This window comes from Methylomicrobium agile, from assembly GCF_000733855.1.
Lineage (GTDB): Bacteria > Pseudomonadota > Gammaproteobacteria > Methylococcales > Methylomonadaceae > Methylomicrobium > Methylomicrobium agile.
Map to the genome: position 1 here is coordinate 1 of NZ_JPOJ01000004.1, position 17,983 is coordinate 17,983.

Below are 17,983 nucleotides of genomic sequence, written 5' to 3' on the forward strand. Positions count from 1 at the left end.
GGGTAAAGGATTTGGAACGCAAAGCTATTGCAGCTTATAGAGCGGCCTATCCCGGACGGTCCGCTGGCAGGATTTGCACAAAGATACGCGTCTTGAATGGGTTGCTTATCTTGAAAAGATGACGCCTGGCAGACAGATCAATAAGTGATTGTCTTATTGCCACAAATTGCTGATTTCCCCCCAAACATATTTATTCCATGATTTCATCATTCGCCGCAGCCTCGGAAACCGCGCATCGGCACCGATGGCCAGCGGTTAAAGAATTCTCTTCGAGGATCGCTTCGGTACTGTTGATCGGTGAAAAAGTAATACTTTAATAGTAATACTTTGCCGTGGGAAAAGTAAATAGGGATGAGATTGCTGGGTTGTGATGGAGAGGGAGGCCCTGGTGGTCGACCTGGTAGCCGAAATCCGGAAGGGCAAGTATGCGATCCTGTCCGGCCCGGTCGGCATCGGGAAAGCGGCGGAGCTGAAAGTGGCGCTGGAAAAAGAAATCGCTGTATTTCGCGTGTATTTCGTGCGGAATACTGGTCAGGAAACGCGTTAAATTCCTGGATTTCGCTGTTTTTTCTATTGTCTGCGTGGGTCTCATAGGTATGCCATCGGATTGCAAAGCTGCACCCCCACAGAAAACCATGCTGAAAGGCGGGCAGGATATGTGAAGTGCTAGCACCGGCAAAGCCGGAGCAATCACTTCACTTCCTTGATTCGCACCTGCCGGTACTCAACGGGCATCCTGCTCTGCGAGGTTCCGCTGCCACTGGAATTAAAAACGACTCAGGCGTGTTTTGCTTTATTGGTCGACGCCAAGAGTGAGCAAGCCGTGTTTTTTTACCAGTACCACAGATTCAGGGCTTAACGGTTTCCCGAAACTTTGTTTTACCCTTGCTATGGCTGAAAAACTCTTATGAAGGATTTCTAAAGTTCAGAGAGAACATCTTCTTTTTGATTGCTCTCCTTCGAAGGCGACAATGTGCTTGTAAAATGTAGCAACTTGCTACACATCAATAGCTGTAGAAAGTGTATCTATGCCGACAAAATACAAACGACTTTGATGGTCATAGATTACAAACGGGTCTGAAAAATAGATATATCCCAACCAAGATTAACGAATGATCTGAGAAAATACTTCATATTACTAAGAAGATAAGCTCTTTTTTACAGAATAAATGTGTTTTCATTGTCGTATGTGTTAGTTATACTGATCACGAAAAACTAAACATCGTGCACAAATGGCAAAAAAAACATCTGTCATCGCCGTTGCCAATCATAAGGGTGGCTGCGGGAAAACAACCACGGTCGTCAATCTTTCGGCCGAGTTGGCCCGAATGGGGCTCTCTGTCCTGATAATCGATCTCGATCCGCAAGCCAACGCGAGCCTTCACATCGGCAAAAAGCACCCGAGCGAAGTCCCTATCACCTGCGCAGAGCTGTTGCTGTCAGAAATCGAGAAGCTGCCGCAATCCATCCACGACGATACCAATATCGACGGCGTTTCACTGATATACGGGTCACTGGCTCTCGGCAAAACCGAAGACGAATTGAAGGACGATGTGCCGCGTCCTTCGGAAGAGCTCCGCGACAAGATCAAGCCCCTGCATGGCATTTATGACGTCATCCTGATCGATTGTCCGCCAAGCCTCAAGCTGCTGACCAGTAATGCTTTAGCTGCGGCCACGCACTTGATCATCCCGATCGAATCGGGTTCGCAGTACGGTATGTATGGAGTCACCGATTTGATGAAACTCGTCGAGAAAATCAAACGCATTAATCCCGAACTCGAATTGATCGGCGCTCTTCTGGTTCGACACGACGAGAGGCAGACGGTCTGCAAACTGATCGAGGCCTCTGCCAAAGATCAGATCGGCAAATTGATCGATGTTCGTATACCGACCAGCACTAAGGTCAATCAGTCGGCGATCGCTCAAATGAGCCTGCACGCCTTGGATCGGACGGCCAAATTTCACGTGAATTTCGGAGCTTGGCAGAAATTATCGCCAAGCAATTGAATCTAGCTGCAGGAGCTGATCAAGCATGAGCAAAGACTTGAAAAAAATGTTGGAGCAGAAGCTGCAACAAAACACCCAGCGGCATGCTTTGGCGGCTCAAGACGCGAATTTCGAAGAAGGCAAGGAGCACATCCTCATTCCTGTCGATAAAATCGATCCAAATCCCTATCAGCCGCGTCGCATCTTTCCCCAGCAGGAGCTCGACCAACTCGCGCAATCGATTTCCGAGCTTGGCTTGTTGGAGCCTATCCTGGTACGCAAGATTGATGACCGCTACCAAATCGCCGCTGGCGAGCGGCGTTGGCGTGCTCATAAGCAGCTGCATAAACACACTATCGAAGCTTTGGTAACCAGCATATCTGACAGCGACATGGCCGTCTTCGCGCTGGCGGAGAATGTCGACCGGGAGGATCTGAGCGATTACGAAATCGGCCTGGCGTTGAAGCAGATCGAGAATGCCTTCCCGACCAAAAAGAACTGGCCGAGTCGTTGGGTATGAACCGTGAGGATATGTACCGATATTATGCCTACGACGACCTGCCGCAATTTATCATTTCCGACCTAAACACAAATCCCAGATTGCTTTCAAGATCGGCTGCGAGCGACATCAAGCGACTTTTGAAGCAATGCGGCCATTTGCCATCATTCAATGCCTACTTAGCCGAGGCCTGGGCGTTGTTGCTGGAGAATGAGCTGGATCAAACTAAAATTGCTGCTTTCGCCACACGTAAGCTGAAAGGCCATGAGGAAAAGGATAGCCATATTCAAAATTCGCGTAATCTGATCCGGGATGGCAAAAAGGTGGGCAACATTGCCTGGACCGAAAAGCACATCACTGTTAAATTGAACGCGAAGACGCTGAACTCCGAACAGGAACAGAAACTGAAGGATTTTCTGGAAAAATTGATCGAGGGAGAACTGGCCGAAGTGTAGCAACTTGCTACACATTTGTTGCCGTTAATATTGACAGCAAGGGAAGTTTGATCGGACTCTGACCTCCGATATACCGCAAATTTTAGGATTCTGTTTTTTGTTTTCTGTGGTGCATATATGGTGTAATATTGGTGTATCGTAGATTTTTTGAGAGGTCGCGCCATGGTGAGACAAAGCATATCCGTATCAGAGCCAAATGACGAATGGCTGAAGGCTCAAGTCGCAAGTGCAGAATACAGCAGTAAGAGCGAAGTGATTAATGACTTAATCCGGCGGGCGCGGAGGCAGCAGCTTGAGCTCGAACATGTTCGCGCTGAACTGATTAAGGCTGAGCAAAGCGGGTTCACCGACGAGAAACCGGAAGATTTATTAGCCAACTTCAAGGAAGAAGCACGGCAAGATGGGCTCTTATAAACTCACCCGAAAAGCCCGCGCTGATTTGAAGAGAATCTGGCTGTACGGCGTTAAAATGCACGGAAGTCAGAGAGCCGATCAATATCATAGGGGCATTCTTGAACGCTTAGATCAAATTGCTGATCACCCCTATTTATTTCAGGCTGTTGACCATATTCGAGAAGGATATAGGCGTAGTGTGTATGGAACCGATAGCATTTATTACCGGATCAATGACGATATGGTTGAGATTATGGCTATATTAGGGCGTCAGGATACAGAAGATTGGCTGTAAGCACCACTCGCTATATTTTGTCTCCCTTCCCTCTTCTCCCAAAAACGGCCGTTTTTGATAGATAAAACACCTGGCAAAATAAGCATCCGAGCTATCTGAAAAGTATTCGGCCCAATCTGCCGCGCGTTCTTGACTTTCACTTCTACTCGAATTTGTGCAGATCTGATGATTTAAGAATTAAGCGGTTGGTCGATAGATAGGCTCACTCCCAGATCATCGAACGATATTTTCAGTTTAGCACCAGAATGGGAAAGCCGGATTTTCCAATCCTCGCAGCCCCATTCAATAGGAGATATTACTTGCCATGTCTTTTCACCTCCAGGTTGACCTTCACGGATATTAAAGAATGCCGTCTGCATTGTTTGCTCATTTTTGAAGTTGCAGCGACCAATCTGTCGAGACAATTCTATATTAAAATCGCCGACTTTTACGGCAACACGGCCAGCTAGTTCGATTTGCTTCACTGCGGCAACACCGAACATTGTGTCTGCCTCCAGAACCTCTGAAGGAAGATGAAGCGGCGTTTCAGGTTTGGATTCTGGTATTTGAACTAATGAGTTGGTTGGTTTTTCAATTTCTGCGAGCTCTGGGTATTTAGGGAGGTCAGTAACCCGCTCAATTCCGAGGCGCTTCATTGCTTCGGAAAGTTCACGCTGGATCTCGGAAGCCCGACGGCTTTGCCCGCCTGCTCGCGCTCATATTCAAGCTGTCTATTCTTGCAGATGATCCACCTGAGGCGGGCAAACTGTTTCTGTTCCTCAGAGAAGAGGGATTCCTTGGTGACAGCTTCATAGAATGGAAGAGCGTCGGTGAACTTGCCGCCGCGCTCGATGGCGGCGCCTGCTTCCTCTGCCGAGACAAAAGGACGCCATCGCCCTTCTTTGACGCGCAAAAAACGCCGCAAGAATTCGCTAAGTTGTCGCTGAAGGTGTCCAGGCAATTCAGGAAACGCATCTGATCGGGCTAAGGCAGACACAAGTGTGCATTGAAGTTCGTCTGCATGGCTCTCGACCAGTTCGCGGACCGCATCTTCGGACCAGTTGGAATCAGGAGAGAAATCCAGAGTTGACGCGAACTTGGCCAATGGTTCCCACTCTCCGTTTCCAACCATCGCGATCACTGTGCCATGCAGTGCTCGAATCGCTGTTTGGGCTTCGCCTTCCGATATCGCCTTGAGTGCAATTCGTCTTATTACAGTGGCATTCTGCGATTTCCACGCAGCATCAAGCGCATCGTTTAAGCGATTGCACTGGAGATACGCCAACGAGATGTTACTCCATTGCGCAGAATCAAGGTCTGTATTGGTGCGAGCTTCAAACTCCTGGATGATTTCGACAAACGCCCCGACCTTCATCAAAGCTGCAAGCTTTCCCGGATATGGCTCGATAGCCGCTTTCGCTTTTAAATATTCATCCGATTTAGTTTCTCCGGCTTTTTCCCATCGTTGCACTGCTTTTTGCAGGCTTCCCGCACGGAAGTGGACTTCCGCCATTTTCCGGTCAAGCTGAGCAATGCCGCACGCTTCAATCTTTTCGAGCACGTGCTCCAGTGTTCCGGCCATCGTAAGGGAAGCGTCATTCCGGACATTGTCGATGATGGTATTGATCCCGTCGCGCCATGCGTTTTCGGAAGACACATACGCCGCAAAGGAAGTTTCCGAAAGGCGGGCTGCCAACTCTTCAAGAAGCTCGATTCCCCGGCTTGACGACACACTCGTGTCTAGGATCGCCAGCGCATATTTAAATTCTGTCTCCCTAGCCACGCTCGCATTCAGTTTTCCTAATTCGGTGAGTCGCTGCCAGCCCGTCTTTCCCACTTTCCAGAAGCACTGCACAGCTTCGGGAACTACGAACCCAGCATCTAAATAGGCCTCAGCTGCGGCGAGGTGATCGCCCTCCAATTCCAGCGCACGTGCACGACACTCAGTGGCTTTGGTGGAATCACCGGCGCTCCGATAGGCAAGGGCCGCTTGCCGTAGAAGAAACGCATCCTTCCTTGCCCTACCGTCTTCCTCAAAAGTCTTAGCGTTGTCTATCGGATCACCCGCACTCTCGCGGGTTAGATCCTCCACTTTGCCCATCGTCATGCCCTCGACAGCGGGGGCATTTTCGTCTTCTGGATCAGCATTCCACACAGTGCGGCCACGATTTGCCGCATCAATGACCCGCCTGGTGACCTCTTCTCGGTTCGCAAACTCCCAGAGAGCATTTATCCCGGACTCGTCGTCTACAATGATCAAACGCTGTTTGGGACGACTGACCGCCACGTAGAGGCGATTGATGAAATATTGAAACGGCAGCGAGTGATCCTTTGTTGCCTCATCACCGCCATGGGTGGAATCCATTAATTCCATTAAATTCCTTGGCGCCACTCCTCCGAAGCCGTAAACAACCACGACCTGATACTCTCGGCCTTTTGCTCGGGCTGCGCTCAATACGTTTTGTGGAATTTCATCCTCCATGCGAATGTGTTGTCTGAGGATAGGATCGTCCCGAACAAACTGAGCCTCTTCTCCTTCGTTGCAGGGAACAATGACGACGAACGAGTCTGCCTCTTTGAACCTCTTCCAGAAGGAGGAATCTCCCGAGTTGAACCAAACCACGGGAAATACGCCCTGCGGCAAAGCCCACGGGGTTTGTGGGCGTAATTCCGGCATTTTAAAAAGCGCCGACCGCAGCGCCTGAACCCCGTTGCTGAAGCGGACAATGGGAGGAGTGGAGCGGTAATTGTAGTGAAGTTCCCGATAGTTGAGTTCCGTCCTACCAGAGAGTCCACTTGGATCGAGCGCCCGAATGAACTTCTCGACGAAGGAAGCCTTGATAGCGTCCCAGCGAAAACCGGTTGGATTCAAAGTTTGAAATTGGTCACCTGCAAAGGCGAAAGGCACTCGGCTCAGATCGTGGGGTGGCACTGCTCGGTTCGAGAACAAGTTGAGACGCAAAAGCAGTTCTAGTTCAATCCGGGTAAAATCTTGCGCTTCGTCACAAAGAACCGCAGGACTTGCCGGTTTTGCCAAATCGTTGTCGAGGATAAACCGAGCCAGATCTTGGTCGTCCCACAGCCCTTTGGCTTCGGCTATTTTTGAGTACCGCCCTTCCCAGACCCGCTCGAAAACTGTTTGGAATGTCTGCCGAGTCACCGTGATCTGGTTCTCCGGTAATTGCTCATAGTCGTCGGGATCCATCACGGTCTCTGAAAGCATACCTTTGATGTAGCTGCGGATGATGTGCCAAGAAATATCTGGCCCAAATTCCCGCGCAGCAGTACGATCCATTCCAAACCATTCCGTCCATAGTTTACGGAACTGTGAATAGTCCACCCGGCGGGATAGTGCGAATTGTTCCTGCCTAGTTCGCGCATCAACCATTGAGAGCAGGTGGGGTTGAAATTCCCGGAATGCCTCGTCGAGAATCTCTCGATTATCATCGACCAAACTAGCCGATCCACTTCCTCGAAAGGTGGCCTCGTTACGCAGGATACGCTCGATAAAACTCCGCGCGACGCGCAGTAGTTCTCCGTTTGCTGTCAAGTACACGGGAGGTGCAATCAATTGGGCCGCCGGTGTGCTCAAGTAATAGAAAAGCAGATCCGCAAAAAGATATTGCAAGATGGTGGACTTGCCGCTTCCAGCACGACCGTTTACGAACAGAGGAAACGCCCCCTCTGTCCGACGCACACTAAGCAAGACATCGGACTCCTCAGGTGAAAGTGCCATGTTGGCAACGGGTTCCTTCTCAATCTCCACCCACGTTTCCTCATCCGCGAGCATGTAAGCCGGATAGGCTCGTCGGCTAGAACGGATGATGTGTGTTAAATGCCCGCTTTCGAGTTGCCCGCGGTATTTTTCCACGATCTTCTCTGCTTTCGCGCTCGTGGTATCTGTGACGGGGGTGATTAACAGCACCCGGCCTTGACTCCGATGAAACCATAAACCCCAGCCGGATTTATCCGGGATTTTCAGAAAATGAACGCCTGACTCTTGCGATAACGCATTGAGACAGGGTTGGGCAAAACGGACAAGCTGGTTTGCGACTCTCTCTTCCGCCACAGCATCTTTCCATTCGATTGTCTCGTAAACCATGTCCTCCTCAGCAGAGCTTTGGCGGTGGGCAAACGCCTCATAAAGAAATCCATATTCCACCGTAGTCGGCTCGGGTTTGGTTGGGGGGGACTCTACTCTCGTTCGTTCGTTAATGTATTCGGCCAACTGCTCATCGGAGACCCGGCAGCTAAAATGCTGTTTCCCGTAACCGACTGGATCTACTGCGAAATAGTCCTCATAATCTCGGTCTCCACGGATCATGATCGCTAGAAATACAATCACTGCGTGGTCGCCCTGGATACGAAGATCAGCAATCAAACGACCTTGTCGCCCTCCAAACTTCTTTTTGACTAGATAAGGTGGTGGAAACGGATCGAATTGGCTGGTACTCTGAGATTTCTCAACTCGCTCCTTAAAACGCTCGAGCTCATCTGATAACGCATATCGGAGAGCGTCTTCTGTGCATTCCTGAGTGGTATAAACGAACAATGCCATAAAATAAACCTAATTGTCTTCCTTTAAGATCGATGTAGTCGAACACGAGGGTTCACTCGACCACTGCGGTGCCCTTTCGGGTCAAAGTCACGGGGCTATCGTTTTGTTGGTCGGTGCTGAAAATACTTGTGAGGAAGCACACCGTACTTCTTCTGGGAGTAGCGATCAGCTATAAATGGGAAAGGTGTTTATCCCTCTAGTCATTGCCGTTCCATACGAGATAATGATAGATGGAAAAGCACTACTAAGGAAGCAGTGATTAATTCAATGTTGTCGCTCCTGCGAAAGCGGGGATCTAAAAACATAAGGTGCTGGATTCCCAAGTTCGGGGAATCATGATGTTGTCATTATCAGAAGTCGACTGCACCATGAACCGCCCCGGGTTTGTCGGAGGCTGATTGTTGTGAGTCATGCCGCGATAGCAGACTCATAAAGTTGTTGATAATACCTTGCCTCGGCTTCAGCGGGAGGCATATTACCAATCGGTCCTAGCAGTCGTTGATGGTTAAACCAATTGACCCAAGTCAAAGTGGCCAGTTCGACGGCTTCGCGGTTTTTCCAGGATTGCCGATGAATGACCTCGGCTTTATATAAGCCATTGATAGTCTCGGCCAGGGCATTGTCATAAGAGTCTCCTACACTGCCGACCGACGCCTCAACACCGGCTTCTGCCAAACGCTCAGTATAACGGATCGACACGTACTGCACGCCGCGGTCACTGTGATGAATCAGACCGCCATCCCTTGCTGGCCGACGATCAGACAAAGCCTGTTCCAAGGCATCCAGGACAAAATCGGTCTGTGCAGAAGCGGAGACTTTCCAGCCGACGATGTAGCGGGCAAAGACATCGACCACGAAAGCGACATACACAAAGCCTTGCCAGGTTTTGACATAGGTAAAATCGGCGACCCATAGCGCATTCGGACGCTCGGCATTGAATTGGCGGTTAACGCGATCCAGCGGACAAACTGCGTTGGAGTTGCTAATGGTGGTTTTGACAGTTTTACCCCGCATAATGCCTTTGAGCCCCAGTTGTCGCATGAGGCGCTCGACCGTGCATCGAGCCAACGAGAAGCCTTCGCGCTGCAACTGACGCCACACTTTACGCGCGCCGTAGGTTTGGAAGTTTTCTTCCCAGACCCGACGAATCTGAAGGCTCAGCGCTTCATCGCGCTGGCTGCGGGCAGAGCGCAGCTCAGGCTTGGCCCGACGTGCCGCATGAAGGTAATAGGTCGACGGGGCAATCGGCAAGACTTTGCAGATCGGCTCGACCCCGTAAACATTGCGATGTTCATCAATAAAGGCTTTCATCGTTTGAATGGGCGGTCGAGCTCCGCCTGGGCAAAATAAGCCGACGCCTTGCGTAGAATCTCGTTGGCCTGCCGCAATTCACGGACTTCCCGTTCCAATGCTTTGATGCGTTCCGATTCACTGCCGGCCGGCTCCTGTGTATCACCGCTGGCTTTTTGTGACTGCCTGATCCAGCGGCGAAGCGTTTCCGCCGTACAACCGAGCTTGCCGGCGATCGACTGAATTGCAGCCCATTCTGAAGTGTATTCGCCCTGATGCTCGCGCACCATGCGAATCGCCCGCTCTTGAATTTCTGGTGAATAGTGCTTGGTGGTTTTCTCTTTCATTGCTCTATCTTCTCATAAAGTTAGAGCCTCCTGAAAACCCGGGGCGGTTCACCATTTCATTGGCTTAGAACCGCATTGTGCAGAGGACTACTGAGCACTCACAAATCAGTAGTCCTCTGCACAAGAATGAGGCTTAGACATGGAACCAGATTCACTCCTGCCGTTAAACGGGGTTTGCTTGCTCTGGCCGATGACAATCACTCTTGTGCAGTTGGCTCTAAGCCGAATAACTGTTTTTAGGCAGGCAGCCCAACCTCATCATGGCACTGCCGAATGAGGCCATCTTAAGTAGTGCAATCGACTTTTGACATTTTGTGCAGTCGACTTCTGAAAATGACACAAACGCTAACTTTCGGTTATCCCTCCAATTCTTATAAATATCTCTTGAAACTTATCTCTAAATAACTCATAGTGCGGCTGAGTTTTCGGAGGTGCTATGCTTGTCGGTTATGCCCGCGTTTCCACACAAGACCAGAATCCCGCCCTGCAGCTGGATGCGCTGAAGGCGGCGGGCTGTGAGAAGCTGTTTGTCGAAAAGGCTTCCGGTGCCCAGCGTGATCGGCCGGAGCTGTTGGCGGCGCTGGACACTCTCAGGGCAGGGGACAGCCTGGTGGTCTGGAAACTGGACCGTTTGGCCCGTTCCCTGAAGCAACTGATCGAAACGGTAGAGCTATTGGAAAGCCGGAGTATTGGCCTCCGCTCGCTGACTGAAGCGATCGACACTACGACCGCCGGCGGGAAATTGGTGTTTCATGTGTTCGGCGCCCTAGCCGAGTTCGAGCGTTCGATTATCCGCGAGCGTACGAAAGCCGGCCTGGAGGCTGCCCGTGCCCGCGGTAAAAAAGGCGGACGCCCCCCGGTCTTAGTCGCCAAGGACCTCGCCGCGGCCAAAGCGATGCTGTCCGATCCGGACATTACGATGGAAGAGGTCGCCAAGCGGCTCAAGGTCGCTCCTTCCACTCTGTATCGGCATATGCCAGGGGGCAGAGGAGGGATGATGGAGAACAGCCAATGATTACACCTGTTGCCTATCTTGAAGCCCGGGATCCTACCCACAACGTCCACCGCGCCTATTCGATCGCCTATGGCCAAGATCTCTTCGGCAACTGGGTCGTCGAAACCACTTACGGGCGGATTGGGAGTAAAGGACGAACGATCGTCACGGTCGTCAATAACGAAGATGAAGCACTTAAGCATGTGCAAAAAGCGCTTAAGCGCCGACAATCCGCTCCAAAACGCATCGGCGTAGCCTATCAGATCCGTACCCTAGGGGATTTAGATCAATGACCGAGCCCTCTCGGCGCTGCACAGGCAGGATTCCCAGACCATGAGCTCCTCAAACACCCCTCCAGCGGTTGCCCAGGGCCTGGCTCCGCTTTTTAACGATATCGCCGCCATTATCCAGCAATCCCGGCAGCAGGTGCAGCTGGCCGTGAACAGTGCGATGGTACAGTGTTACTGGCACATCGGCCGGCTCATTGTCGAACATGAACAGCAGGGGCAAGCCCGTGCGGCCTATGGCAAACACCAACTGGAGGCTCTGTCGGAACAATTGACAACGGAATTCGGCAAGGGGTTTGATGCCAGCAATCTGCGCAATATGCGCCGCTTTTACTTGATGTTTCCGATTCGGGAGACGGTGTCTCTCAAATTGAGTTGGTCGCATTACAATGTCTTGGCGCGCGTCGAAAACGCCAACGCCAGAAATTGGTATCAACAGGAAGCGATTCAACAGCACTGGAGTGTACGCGCACTGGATCGGCAAATCAGCAAGCTCTATTACGAACGCCTGCTGTCCAGCCAGGACAAAGCGGCGGTTCAGGCCGAAGCGGAACAAAAAATCACCGAGACGGAACCACTGGCGTTATCCGCCAAGGATTATCTCCGCGATCCTTATATCCTCGACTTCCTGAACCTGCCCAGCCAGCGGCTTTTGGAATCCGATCTGGAACAAGGCCTACTCGACAACCTGCAGGCGTTTTTGCTGGAACTGGGTAAAGGCTTCGCGTTGGTGGGCCGGCAGCAGCGTATACGGACCGAAGACCAGGACTTTTATATCGACCTGGTGTTCTATCACTTCAAACTGAAATGTTTTTTACTGATCGATCTGAAGCTCGGCAAACTGACCCACCAGGATGTCGGCCAGATGGACAGCTATGTACGCATTTACGACCAACAGCAACGGGCGGCTGACGATAATCCCACGATCGGCCTGATTCTGTGCAGCCAGAAAAGCGAAGCGGTGGTGAAATATTCGGTGCTGACCGATAGCGAGCAGCTGTTTGCGGCCAAATATTTGCCTTACCTGCCGAGCGAAGCAGAGCTGAAACGTGAACTGGAACTGGAACGGCTTAAAGTGCAAGCGCAATTGCTGAGTAGAGCGGATGAGGCAAAACAAGGCCATATGGAATAGTTCAGAAAGAGTATCTTGATAAAAGGGAAGAGGCGCCGGCCAAAGGCCAATGCCGTTAAGTTAAGCAACTTGTGGTATAATGTTTCTATTAACTTACTGAAATTACAGGACAAATAATGAAGCCGACTTAGCAGTATCCATGCCAGCATTCTCGCCCATCTTTCAAAACTTCTGCATTCGCCCGATTTTATCGCTGCCCATCGTACACACGATAAAGCTTTCATCCGGCAACGCGTTCTTACTTTTCCGGTTCTCGTTTCTTTTTTATTGTGCGCCTTCAAGGGCAGCTTGCAAAGCTTGCTGGACGACCTATTCGCCACCCTGGACAGAGGCTCGCTACGCGCCGTGAGCAAAAGCGCCGTTTCCCAAGCCCGGCAAAAACTCAAAGCCACGGCCTTCGAAGCGCTCAACGATAGCCTGGTCGGCTTGCTCAATGAGCTTCTGCCCGAACCGCGTTGGCGTGGCTTGCGTTTGATCGCCACCGATTCGACCACCTTACGCCTGCCGCCATGGCTGGAAAATCAGGCCGAATTCGGCGTTCAGACCGATAGCGCCGGTCAACCTTATGTCTTGGCGCGCACCTTGGGGCTGTTCGCCTGCGCTTCAAAGCTCATGCTCAAAACCGCGATTGGCCGTTTCGAGGATGCCGAGCGGGCATTATTGGTTTCCCTGCTGCCGCACCTGGGTCGCGACGATCTTTTGATCATGGACCGCGGCTTTCCGGCGGTGTGGCTGTTCACTTTGTTGCAACAACGCGGTTTGCCCTTTCTGGCCCGCATGGACGGCAATCAATGGCCTGCCGTTGAACGCTTCCTGCGCTCCGATCTTGCCGAAACGGTGATCAAACAAACCGTATCCGCTCATGCCCGCCGGCAAGCCCAAGCCGTCGGTATGACGCTGGTCGATAACACGGTCTCCTTGCGGCTGATCAAAGTGGTCTTGTCCACCGGTCAAATTGAAGTCCTCGCCACCTCGCTCCTCGACGCCCAAGCCTATCCGGCTGAAGCCTTCGCCGAGCTGTATCATGCCCGCTGGCATATCGAAGAAGCTTTCAAGGTTCTCAAACATCGGCTTTACCTGGAACAATTCACCGGCGAATTGCCCGAATCCATACGCCAGGACATTCATGCCAAAATCTTCACCGTCAATCTGGCCGAAGCCCTGGCGCGGGAAGCTTACGACTCCTTGCCGGAAGATAAAGCCGCGCGCTATTTCCCCAACGTCAGCTATATCCTCCAGTCCCTGAAAACGCGTCTCTTCGCTTGGCTGATACAACGCGTGCCGCACGATCAGGTGCTAGAATTGATCGCCCTCTATGCCCGAACACTGGAGCGGAAACGTCCCGATCGGAAAGCGCCCAGACCCAAAAACCGTATCACTCCAAAGCCCAGAAGGCAGTACCGGTGAAGCTTAACTTAACGGCATTGGGCCAAAGGCTACGCGACGTCAAACAGGAAAAAGGATATGAGCTCAAAATCCATAGTCCGAAAAATCAGCCATTAGTAATGGATAGATTTTATTGGCGTTGACAGGCAAAAGTCGACCCATTGCGGTCTATCGTCCAATCTGATTCAATAGTGTCGATTTGATCCTTAGCAGCCATTGTTGCAATCACAGATGATATACAGAAACCCTTTATTACTAGACGCCCCAAGAACCGCGCGTATTGACTGAAGAAAGGATCGAATTTTGCCAGTCTTCCTGAACGTATTCCCTCTAAAAATCCCCGAAGTAGAGCTTGAAGCTCGTCAAGTCCCCTATGACAAGGAGACGCTGGACGGCTTTCGCGAGAAGCACGGATCGACGCACTCATTCCGCCGGCAGGGCGACAACATTCTGATCTTCTCGGGGGACGGCACATTCCCCACATCTGGCACACCGCACACAATCGCGCTCAAGGATAACTTAGGCATCTTCTGCTCGCTGGTCAAGGACGGATTGACACGGCATCTTGCTGGACTGGGCCGTAACCCGTCCGGCTTCAATCCCATCGAGCTGGTGAGCACCAAGCCGGAAGACAATCTTCTGGTCCCGATTCTTGGAGATGCGTACCCGTTTAAGGTCTGCGCTAAATACTCAATCGACACCCGCACTGTTCAAGGTCATCCATGCCTCGTCATTGACTGCACAACGCGCCGGGTAATCAAAGAGAACGGCCTATTCTTCCTTAACGCCGGCTTCGATCTTGTAGGCCGATACGTCGTTACCGAGCAGGACGACGGATACAAAAAGCTTCTGGGATCAGTGAGCGCCAGTAAGGGTGAAACGCTCTATGTCACGCGGCCTGACGGGCAGGCCGTGCAGGTCGATGCGAAAGACGTTTATCTTGAGGCTAGCCGGACGAATTTCGATGATTACATTCTGTATACTCACGGCGCGAAGAAGGATGCAATCGTCGAACGCATCGGGCAATCCGTTTCCATATTCAATGGCGGCGAGATCAAGAAGGACCGAATTGATACGCTTAAGAAGTACATACAGTCGAAGACCATTCCGCTAATCGACGGAGGGCGCATCGAGATCGAGGACTCACCAGACATCCAGAAGATCTGCGGACAGATGCAGAAGCCGGTGTTTATCTTCAACGACAACGGTGAGAAGGATTGGGCCGAGAAGGGCCTGACTCAGTACGGCCCCTATACGAAGCGTACCTTCGACAGGAACGATCCGTCGATCTGCGTGATCTGCGCCCAGCACGACAAGGGGCGCGTCGAGCAGTTCGTCCGAAAGCTTCTGAAAGGCATTTCGAACAGCAAGTATTTCAGCAGCGGCCTTGAAGGAAAGTTCGTGCTCGGAACCAGCCACGTCGAAGTGTTCGCGACGGCCACCGACAGCGTGGACGCATACAAGAATGCCATCCAGGCCGCTATCCGGAAGAAGGCGGATGACGGCGGGCGCTGGGACTTGGCACTCGTTCAGGTCCGACAGTCCTTCAAGAAGCTCCAGGTCACGGAGAATCCATACTATCTCGGCAAGAGCCTTTTCTTCCTGCATCAGATTCCGGTGCAAGATTTCACGATAGAGCTTCTTGCGCAATCCGATTATTCGCTCGGGTATTCGCTCAACAATATGGCGCTGGCCTGCTACGCGAAGATGGGCGGCGTCCCTTGGCTTCTCAAATCCTCGCCGACTCTCTCGCACGAACTCGTGATTGGCATCGGCAGCGCGAATATCGGGCAGGAACGCGGTGCCGACAATCAGCGGATTATGGGCATCACCACCGTCTTCTCCGGAGACGGCAGCTACATTGTTTCGAATACCTCGAAGGCGGTCGTGCCGGAAGCCTACTGCGAAGCGTTGACCGCTGTGCTCGGAGAGACGATAGAAAAGATTCAGAAGCGGATGAACTGGCAGAAAGGCGACACGATCCGCCTGATCTTTCATGCGCAGGTCAAGAAGTTCAACAAGGAAGAGATCGAAGGCGTCCGCGCCGTGATCGACAAGTACCGTGAATATCAGATCGAGTTCGCCTTCCTGAAAATCTCAGAGGATCATGGCCTGCATATGTTCGATTGCGCGACGGCCGGCGTACAGAAGGGACGGCTGGCTCCACTACGAGGGAAGACGTTCAAGCTTTCCAAGCACGAAATGCTTGTCTACCTGATCGGCCAGCGCGAATTGCGGCAAGACACAGACGGACATCCGCGCGGCGTGATCCTTGATGTTCACAAGGACTCGACCTTCAAGGACATCACGTACCTGAGCGCCCAGCTTTACAGCTTCGCTTCGCATTCCTGGCGCAGCTACTTTCCCAATCCGATGCCGGTGACTATCAGCTATTCCGATCTAATCGCCCGGAATCTCGGATGGCTGAACCAGCTTCCGGGCTGGAACGACTCGGTGATGATCGGGAAGATCGGGCAATCCCAATGGTTCCTGTAGAAAAGGAAAACGCGTACCAGTTGCGCGAGTATCTGCACCGAAAGATGAGCGAGCGCGCACACGCCGACCCTTTCAAATCCTCCTTTCTGCATTTTCTGGGGCTGTCGAAGGACGGGACACCGTCCTTCGATTTTGCGACGATCTCCTTGTATCAGCGGTGCGCGATTGCGGGCCTCGGCGTACTGGACGAAGCCGTTTCAAGTTTGGATGTCTCTCGCCTACTCGGCCAGGCCGCCAAGATCGACTCCACGCCGCGCCCGTGGGTCTCCGACATGTTCGGCGTCATGGCTGTGAAATGGCTGACCGAGCAGATGAACGACGCACGCATCGCCCAGGAGTTCGAGAACTGGATTTCAGGGTTTCTAGCTCAGCAGGTCAGCGGTGACCATCTCAATCTCTTAGAGAAAGATATAGCTGCGTATGTCCGCAGCAGCGACTCCGCCGTCTATACCAGTGCTTGCGTGCCTCTCTTTCTTCACTATCGAAAGATACAGCGAATCGACGATCATCAGATTCGCCTTTCCCTGATCAGCCGCTTCATGGCTGAGTTCCGGGCGCAGGCGCAAGAAAACGCTTCGACGGCGCTGTTGAGCCTGATGGTTTACGTCTTCGATCAGGTCAATCAGGACGTGGCCGTGGTGCCGCCAAAAGGCTGGAGCCTCGACGACCTTCTGGGATTTCTGGAGCATATCACCGTCGGCCTCAAGCGGTGGACATGGGAAGACGCGGGGCGCACGCGAGGTGCGGAACCTGTCAAGTGGCTGATAGAAAACGAATACCACGTTCAGAACATTCTCTATGTCCTACTCGCGCCGATCTTCAACGACATCGCGGACGAAGTTAACCTACAGCCCGTCGGGCAGAAGAATCCACGCATTGATCTCTACCTGCCGTCGCTGCATACGATCATTGAGGTCAAATACCGGAAAGACGTGAAGAAGTCCTTCCCGACGCTCATTGGCGAGATCGCCGAAGATGCGTCTCTCTATCGCGCCGACACGAAATACAAGGACGCGCAGATCGTCAGCTTCCTGTGGGATTGCACGCGTTCGACGCAGGAGCACGCGAAGTTCAAGGAAGGCGTCTTGAAGATTAACGGGATCAACGGATGTGTCGTGATCAGCGCGCCATCGACAATATAGCCAGATAAAGCTTCAAAACTGATTTTCGCAAGGTATCCCATCCCTATCGCCATCCATCTTCGTGCCGGGGCAGTTATCCAAGTAGAATTCGGCTTCTTCCAAGGAGGTCATCTGTGAACAATAGACTTTGCCTTGGCATTGGAAGTGTGGTTCGGCTATCTCCGGTTCCACTACTGACTGGGCCGTTGATTTGTCGACGATTTGAGCATGGCGATGTCCATACGTGTCGTAAACGTAAACCCCGCCACCGATCAGCAACACAAACAGAAACGGTAGGCTGCCCCATCGCTTTTGTGACCGAACAATTCTTTGTTTCGTTTCTTGATGTCGCCTACCGTATGGGGCGGGTCCTGATGGCGATGGACGTCTTCTCACTAAAGGTTCCAGCATCAGCTGTTTGGGTACCCCTTCGATGCGGGCGTGAATAGCGCGGAGTTTGCCGCTGGCATCGGCTTCTGTCTGATAATGGAGAATATCACCCACCACCGGAGGGCGGCTCATCCCTTGCAAGGCGGAAATATGGATGAAGATGTCGTTGCCGCCGGTGTTGGGTTGGATGAATCCGAAACCTTTGTCGTCGATCCATCGAACCAGTTTGCCAGTTTCTGTTTGCATAAGGGGGCGTTGCCGAGGTTGGTATTGATCCGTAAGTATAGGCGGTATCGACTGGATGAAAAGCTCCGTCAAGAGCCGACTCGAATGCCTATTTCTTGGTCAACTTAAGCCTGCGCCCCGAAAACCT

The 17,983-nt window shown here is 52.0% G+C and carries 16 protein-coding genes and 1 other annotated feature; of the genes, 12 read left to right on the forward strand and 4 right to left on the reverse strand.

Annotated features, from left to right (window positions below):
* Positions 1 to 388 precede the first annotated feature (388 nt).
* The 6 genes from CC94_RS24015 (at position 389) to CC94_RS0120680 (ending at position 3,630) form a co-directional block, all read left to right on the forward strand.
* The gene (locus tag CC94_RS24015) at positions 389 to 547 is read left to right on the forward strand and encodes a hypothetical protein (RefSeq protein WP_157203570.1); all 159 of its coding nucleotides are present in this window, start codon (positions 389 to 391) and stop codon (positions 545 to 547) included.
* Positions 548 to 1,232: 685 nt separating this feature from the next.
* On the forward strand, positions 1,233 to 2,009 hold the full coding sequence (locus tag CC94_RS22005) for a ParA family protein (RefSeq protein ID WP_157203571.1): 777 nt from the start codon (positions 1,233 to 1,235) through the stop codon (positions 2,007 to 2,009).
* Between the two features lie 25 nt (positions 2,010 to 2,034).
* Positions 2,035 to 2,508 (forward strand): ParB/RepB/Spo0J family partition protein, encoded by a 474-nt coding sequence (locus CC94_RS24410; protein WP_051911585.1) that lies wholly within the window; start codon positions 2,035 to 2,037, stop codon positions 2,506 to 2,508.
* On the forward strand, positions 2,505 to 2,942 hold the full coding sequence (locus CC94_RS24415) for a hypothetical protein (RefSeq protein ID WP_051911586.1): 438 nt from the start codon (positions 2,505 to 2,507) through the stop codon (positions 2,940 to 2,942). Before CC94_RS24410 ends, CC94_RS24415 begins: the two co-directional genes overlap by 4 nt.
* 162 nt (positions 2,943 to 3,104) lie before the next feature.
* On the forward strand, positions 3,105 to 3,356 hold the full coding sequence (locus CC94_RS0120675) for a ribbon-helix-helix domain-containing protein (RefSeq protein ID WP_031431980.1): 252 nt from the start codon (positions 3,105 to 3,107) through the stop codon (positions 3,354 to 3,356).
* The gene (locus CC94_RS0120680; protein ID WP_031431981.1) at positions 3,343 to 3,630 is read left to right on the forward strand and encodes a type II toxin-antitoxin system RelE/ParE family toxin; all 288 of its coding nucleotides are present in this window, start codon (positions 3,343 to 3,345) and stop codon (positions 3,628 to 3,630) included. Before CC94_RS0120675 ends, CC94_RS0120680 begins: the two co-directional genes overlap by 14 nt.
* 170 nt (positions 3,631 to 3,800) lie before the next feature.
* Here CC94_RS0120680 and CC94_RS0120685 read toward each other — a convergent pair whose 3' ends face one another.
* The 3 genes from CC94_RS0120685 to CC94_RS0120695 form a co-directional block, all read right to left on the reverse strand.
* Positions 3,801 to 4,265 carry a hypothetical protein gene (locus CC94_RS0120685; protein ID WP_031431982.1) on the reverse strand — a complete coding sequence of 155 codons (465 nt, stop codon included), beginning with the start codon at positions 4,263 to 4,265 and terminating at the stop codon, positions 3,801 to 3,803.
* Positions 4,262 to 8,167, reverse strand: a complete 3,906-nt coding sequence (locus tag CC94_RS0120690; protein ID WP_031431983.1) for an ATP-binding protein — start codon at positions 8,165 to 8,167, stop codon at positions 4,262 to 4,264. The genes CC94_RS0120685 and CC94_RS0120690 overlap by 4 nt, the downstream gene beginning before the upstream one ends.
* 408 nt (positions 8,168 to 8,575) lie before the next feature.
* Positions 8,576 to 9,804 (reverse strand): IS3 family transposase gene (locus CC94_RS0120695; RefSeq protein WP_157203448.1). Its coding sequence is split into 2 segments (ribosomal slippage): positions 8,576 to 9,513 and positions 9,513 to 9,804, totalling 1,230 coding nucleotides; the frame shifts between segments, so codons are not numbered across the junction.
* Positions 9,404 to 9,520 (reverse strand) — a sequence feature (AL1L pseudoknot). It overlaps the preceding gene by 117 nt.
* A gap of 436 nt (positions 9,805 to 10,240) precedes the next feature.
* Here CC94_RS0120695 and CC94_RS0120705 point away from each other — a divergent pair.
* From CC94_RS0120705 to CC94_RS0120730, 6 genes are all read left to right on the forward strand, one after another.
* Positions 10,241 to 10,819 (forward strand): recombinase family protein, encoded by a 579-nt coding sequence (locus CC94_RS0120705; protein WP_031431984.1) that lies wholly within the window; start codon positions 10,241 to 10,243, stop codon positions 10,817 to 10,819.
* Positions 10,816 to 11,091: a WGR domain-containing protein gene (locus tag CC94_RS0120710; protein ID WP_031431985.1), complete on the forward strand. Its 276-nt coding sequence runs from the start codon at positions 10,816 to 10,818 to the stop codon at positions 11,089 to 11,091. The genes CC94_RS0120705 and CC94_RS0120710 overlap by 4 nt, the downstream gene beginning before the upstream one ends.
* Positions 11,092 to 11,131: 40 nt before the next feature.
* Positions 11,132 to 12,217 carry a PDDEXK nuclease domain-containing protein gene (locus CC94_RS0120715; RefSeq protein WP_031431986.1) on the forward strand — a complete coding sequence of 362 codons (1,086 nt, stop codon included), beginning with the start codon at positions 11,132 to 11,134 and terminating at the stop codon, positions 12,215 to 12,217.
* A 171-nt stretch (positions 12,218 to 12,388) separates the two neighbouring features.
* Positions 12,389 to 13,624, forward strand: coding sequence for an IS4 family transposase (locus tag CC94_RS0120720; RefSeq protein ID WP_281174052.1), 1,236 nt, complete (start codon positions 12,389 to 12,391; stop codon positions 13,622 to 13,624).
* A 282-nt stretch (positions 13,625 to 13,906) separates the two neighbouring features.
* Complete coding sequence (locus tag CC94_RS0120725) at positions 13,907 to 16,099, forward strand: argonaute/piwi family protein (protein ID WP_031431988.1); 2,193 nt, start codon at positions 13,907 to 13,909, stop codon at positions 16,097 to 16,099.
* Positions 16,024 to 17,241, forward strand: a complete 1,218-nt coding sequence (locus tag CC94_RS0120730) for a PD-(D/E)XK nuclease domain-containing protein (RefSeq protein WP_215731701.1) — start codon at positions 16,024 to 16,026, stop codon at positions 17,239 to 17,241. The genes CC94_RS0120725 and CC94_RS0120730 overlap by 76 nt, the downstream gene beginning before the upstream one ends.
* A gap of 12 nt (positions 17,242 to 17,253) precedes the next feature.
* Here CC94_RS0120730 and CC94_RS0120735 read toward each other — a convergent pair whose 3' ends face one another.
* Positions 17,254 to 17,856 (reverse strand): cold shock domain-containing protein, encoded by a 603-nt coding sequence (locus CC94_RS0120735; protein WP_031431990.1) that lies wholly within the window; start codon positions 17,854 to 17,856, stop codon positions 17,254 to 17,256.
* Positions 17,857 to 17,983: the final 127 nt, after the last annotated feature.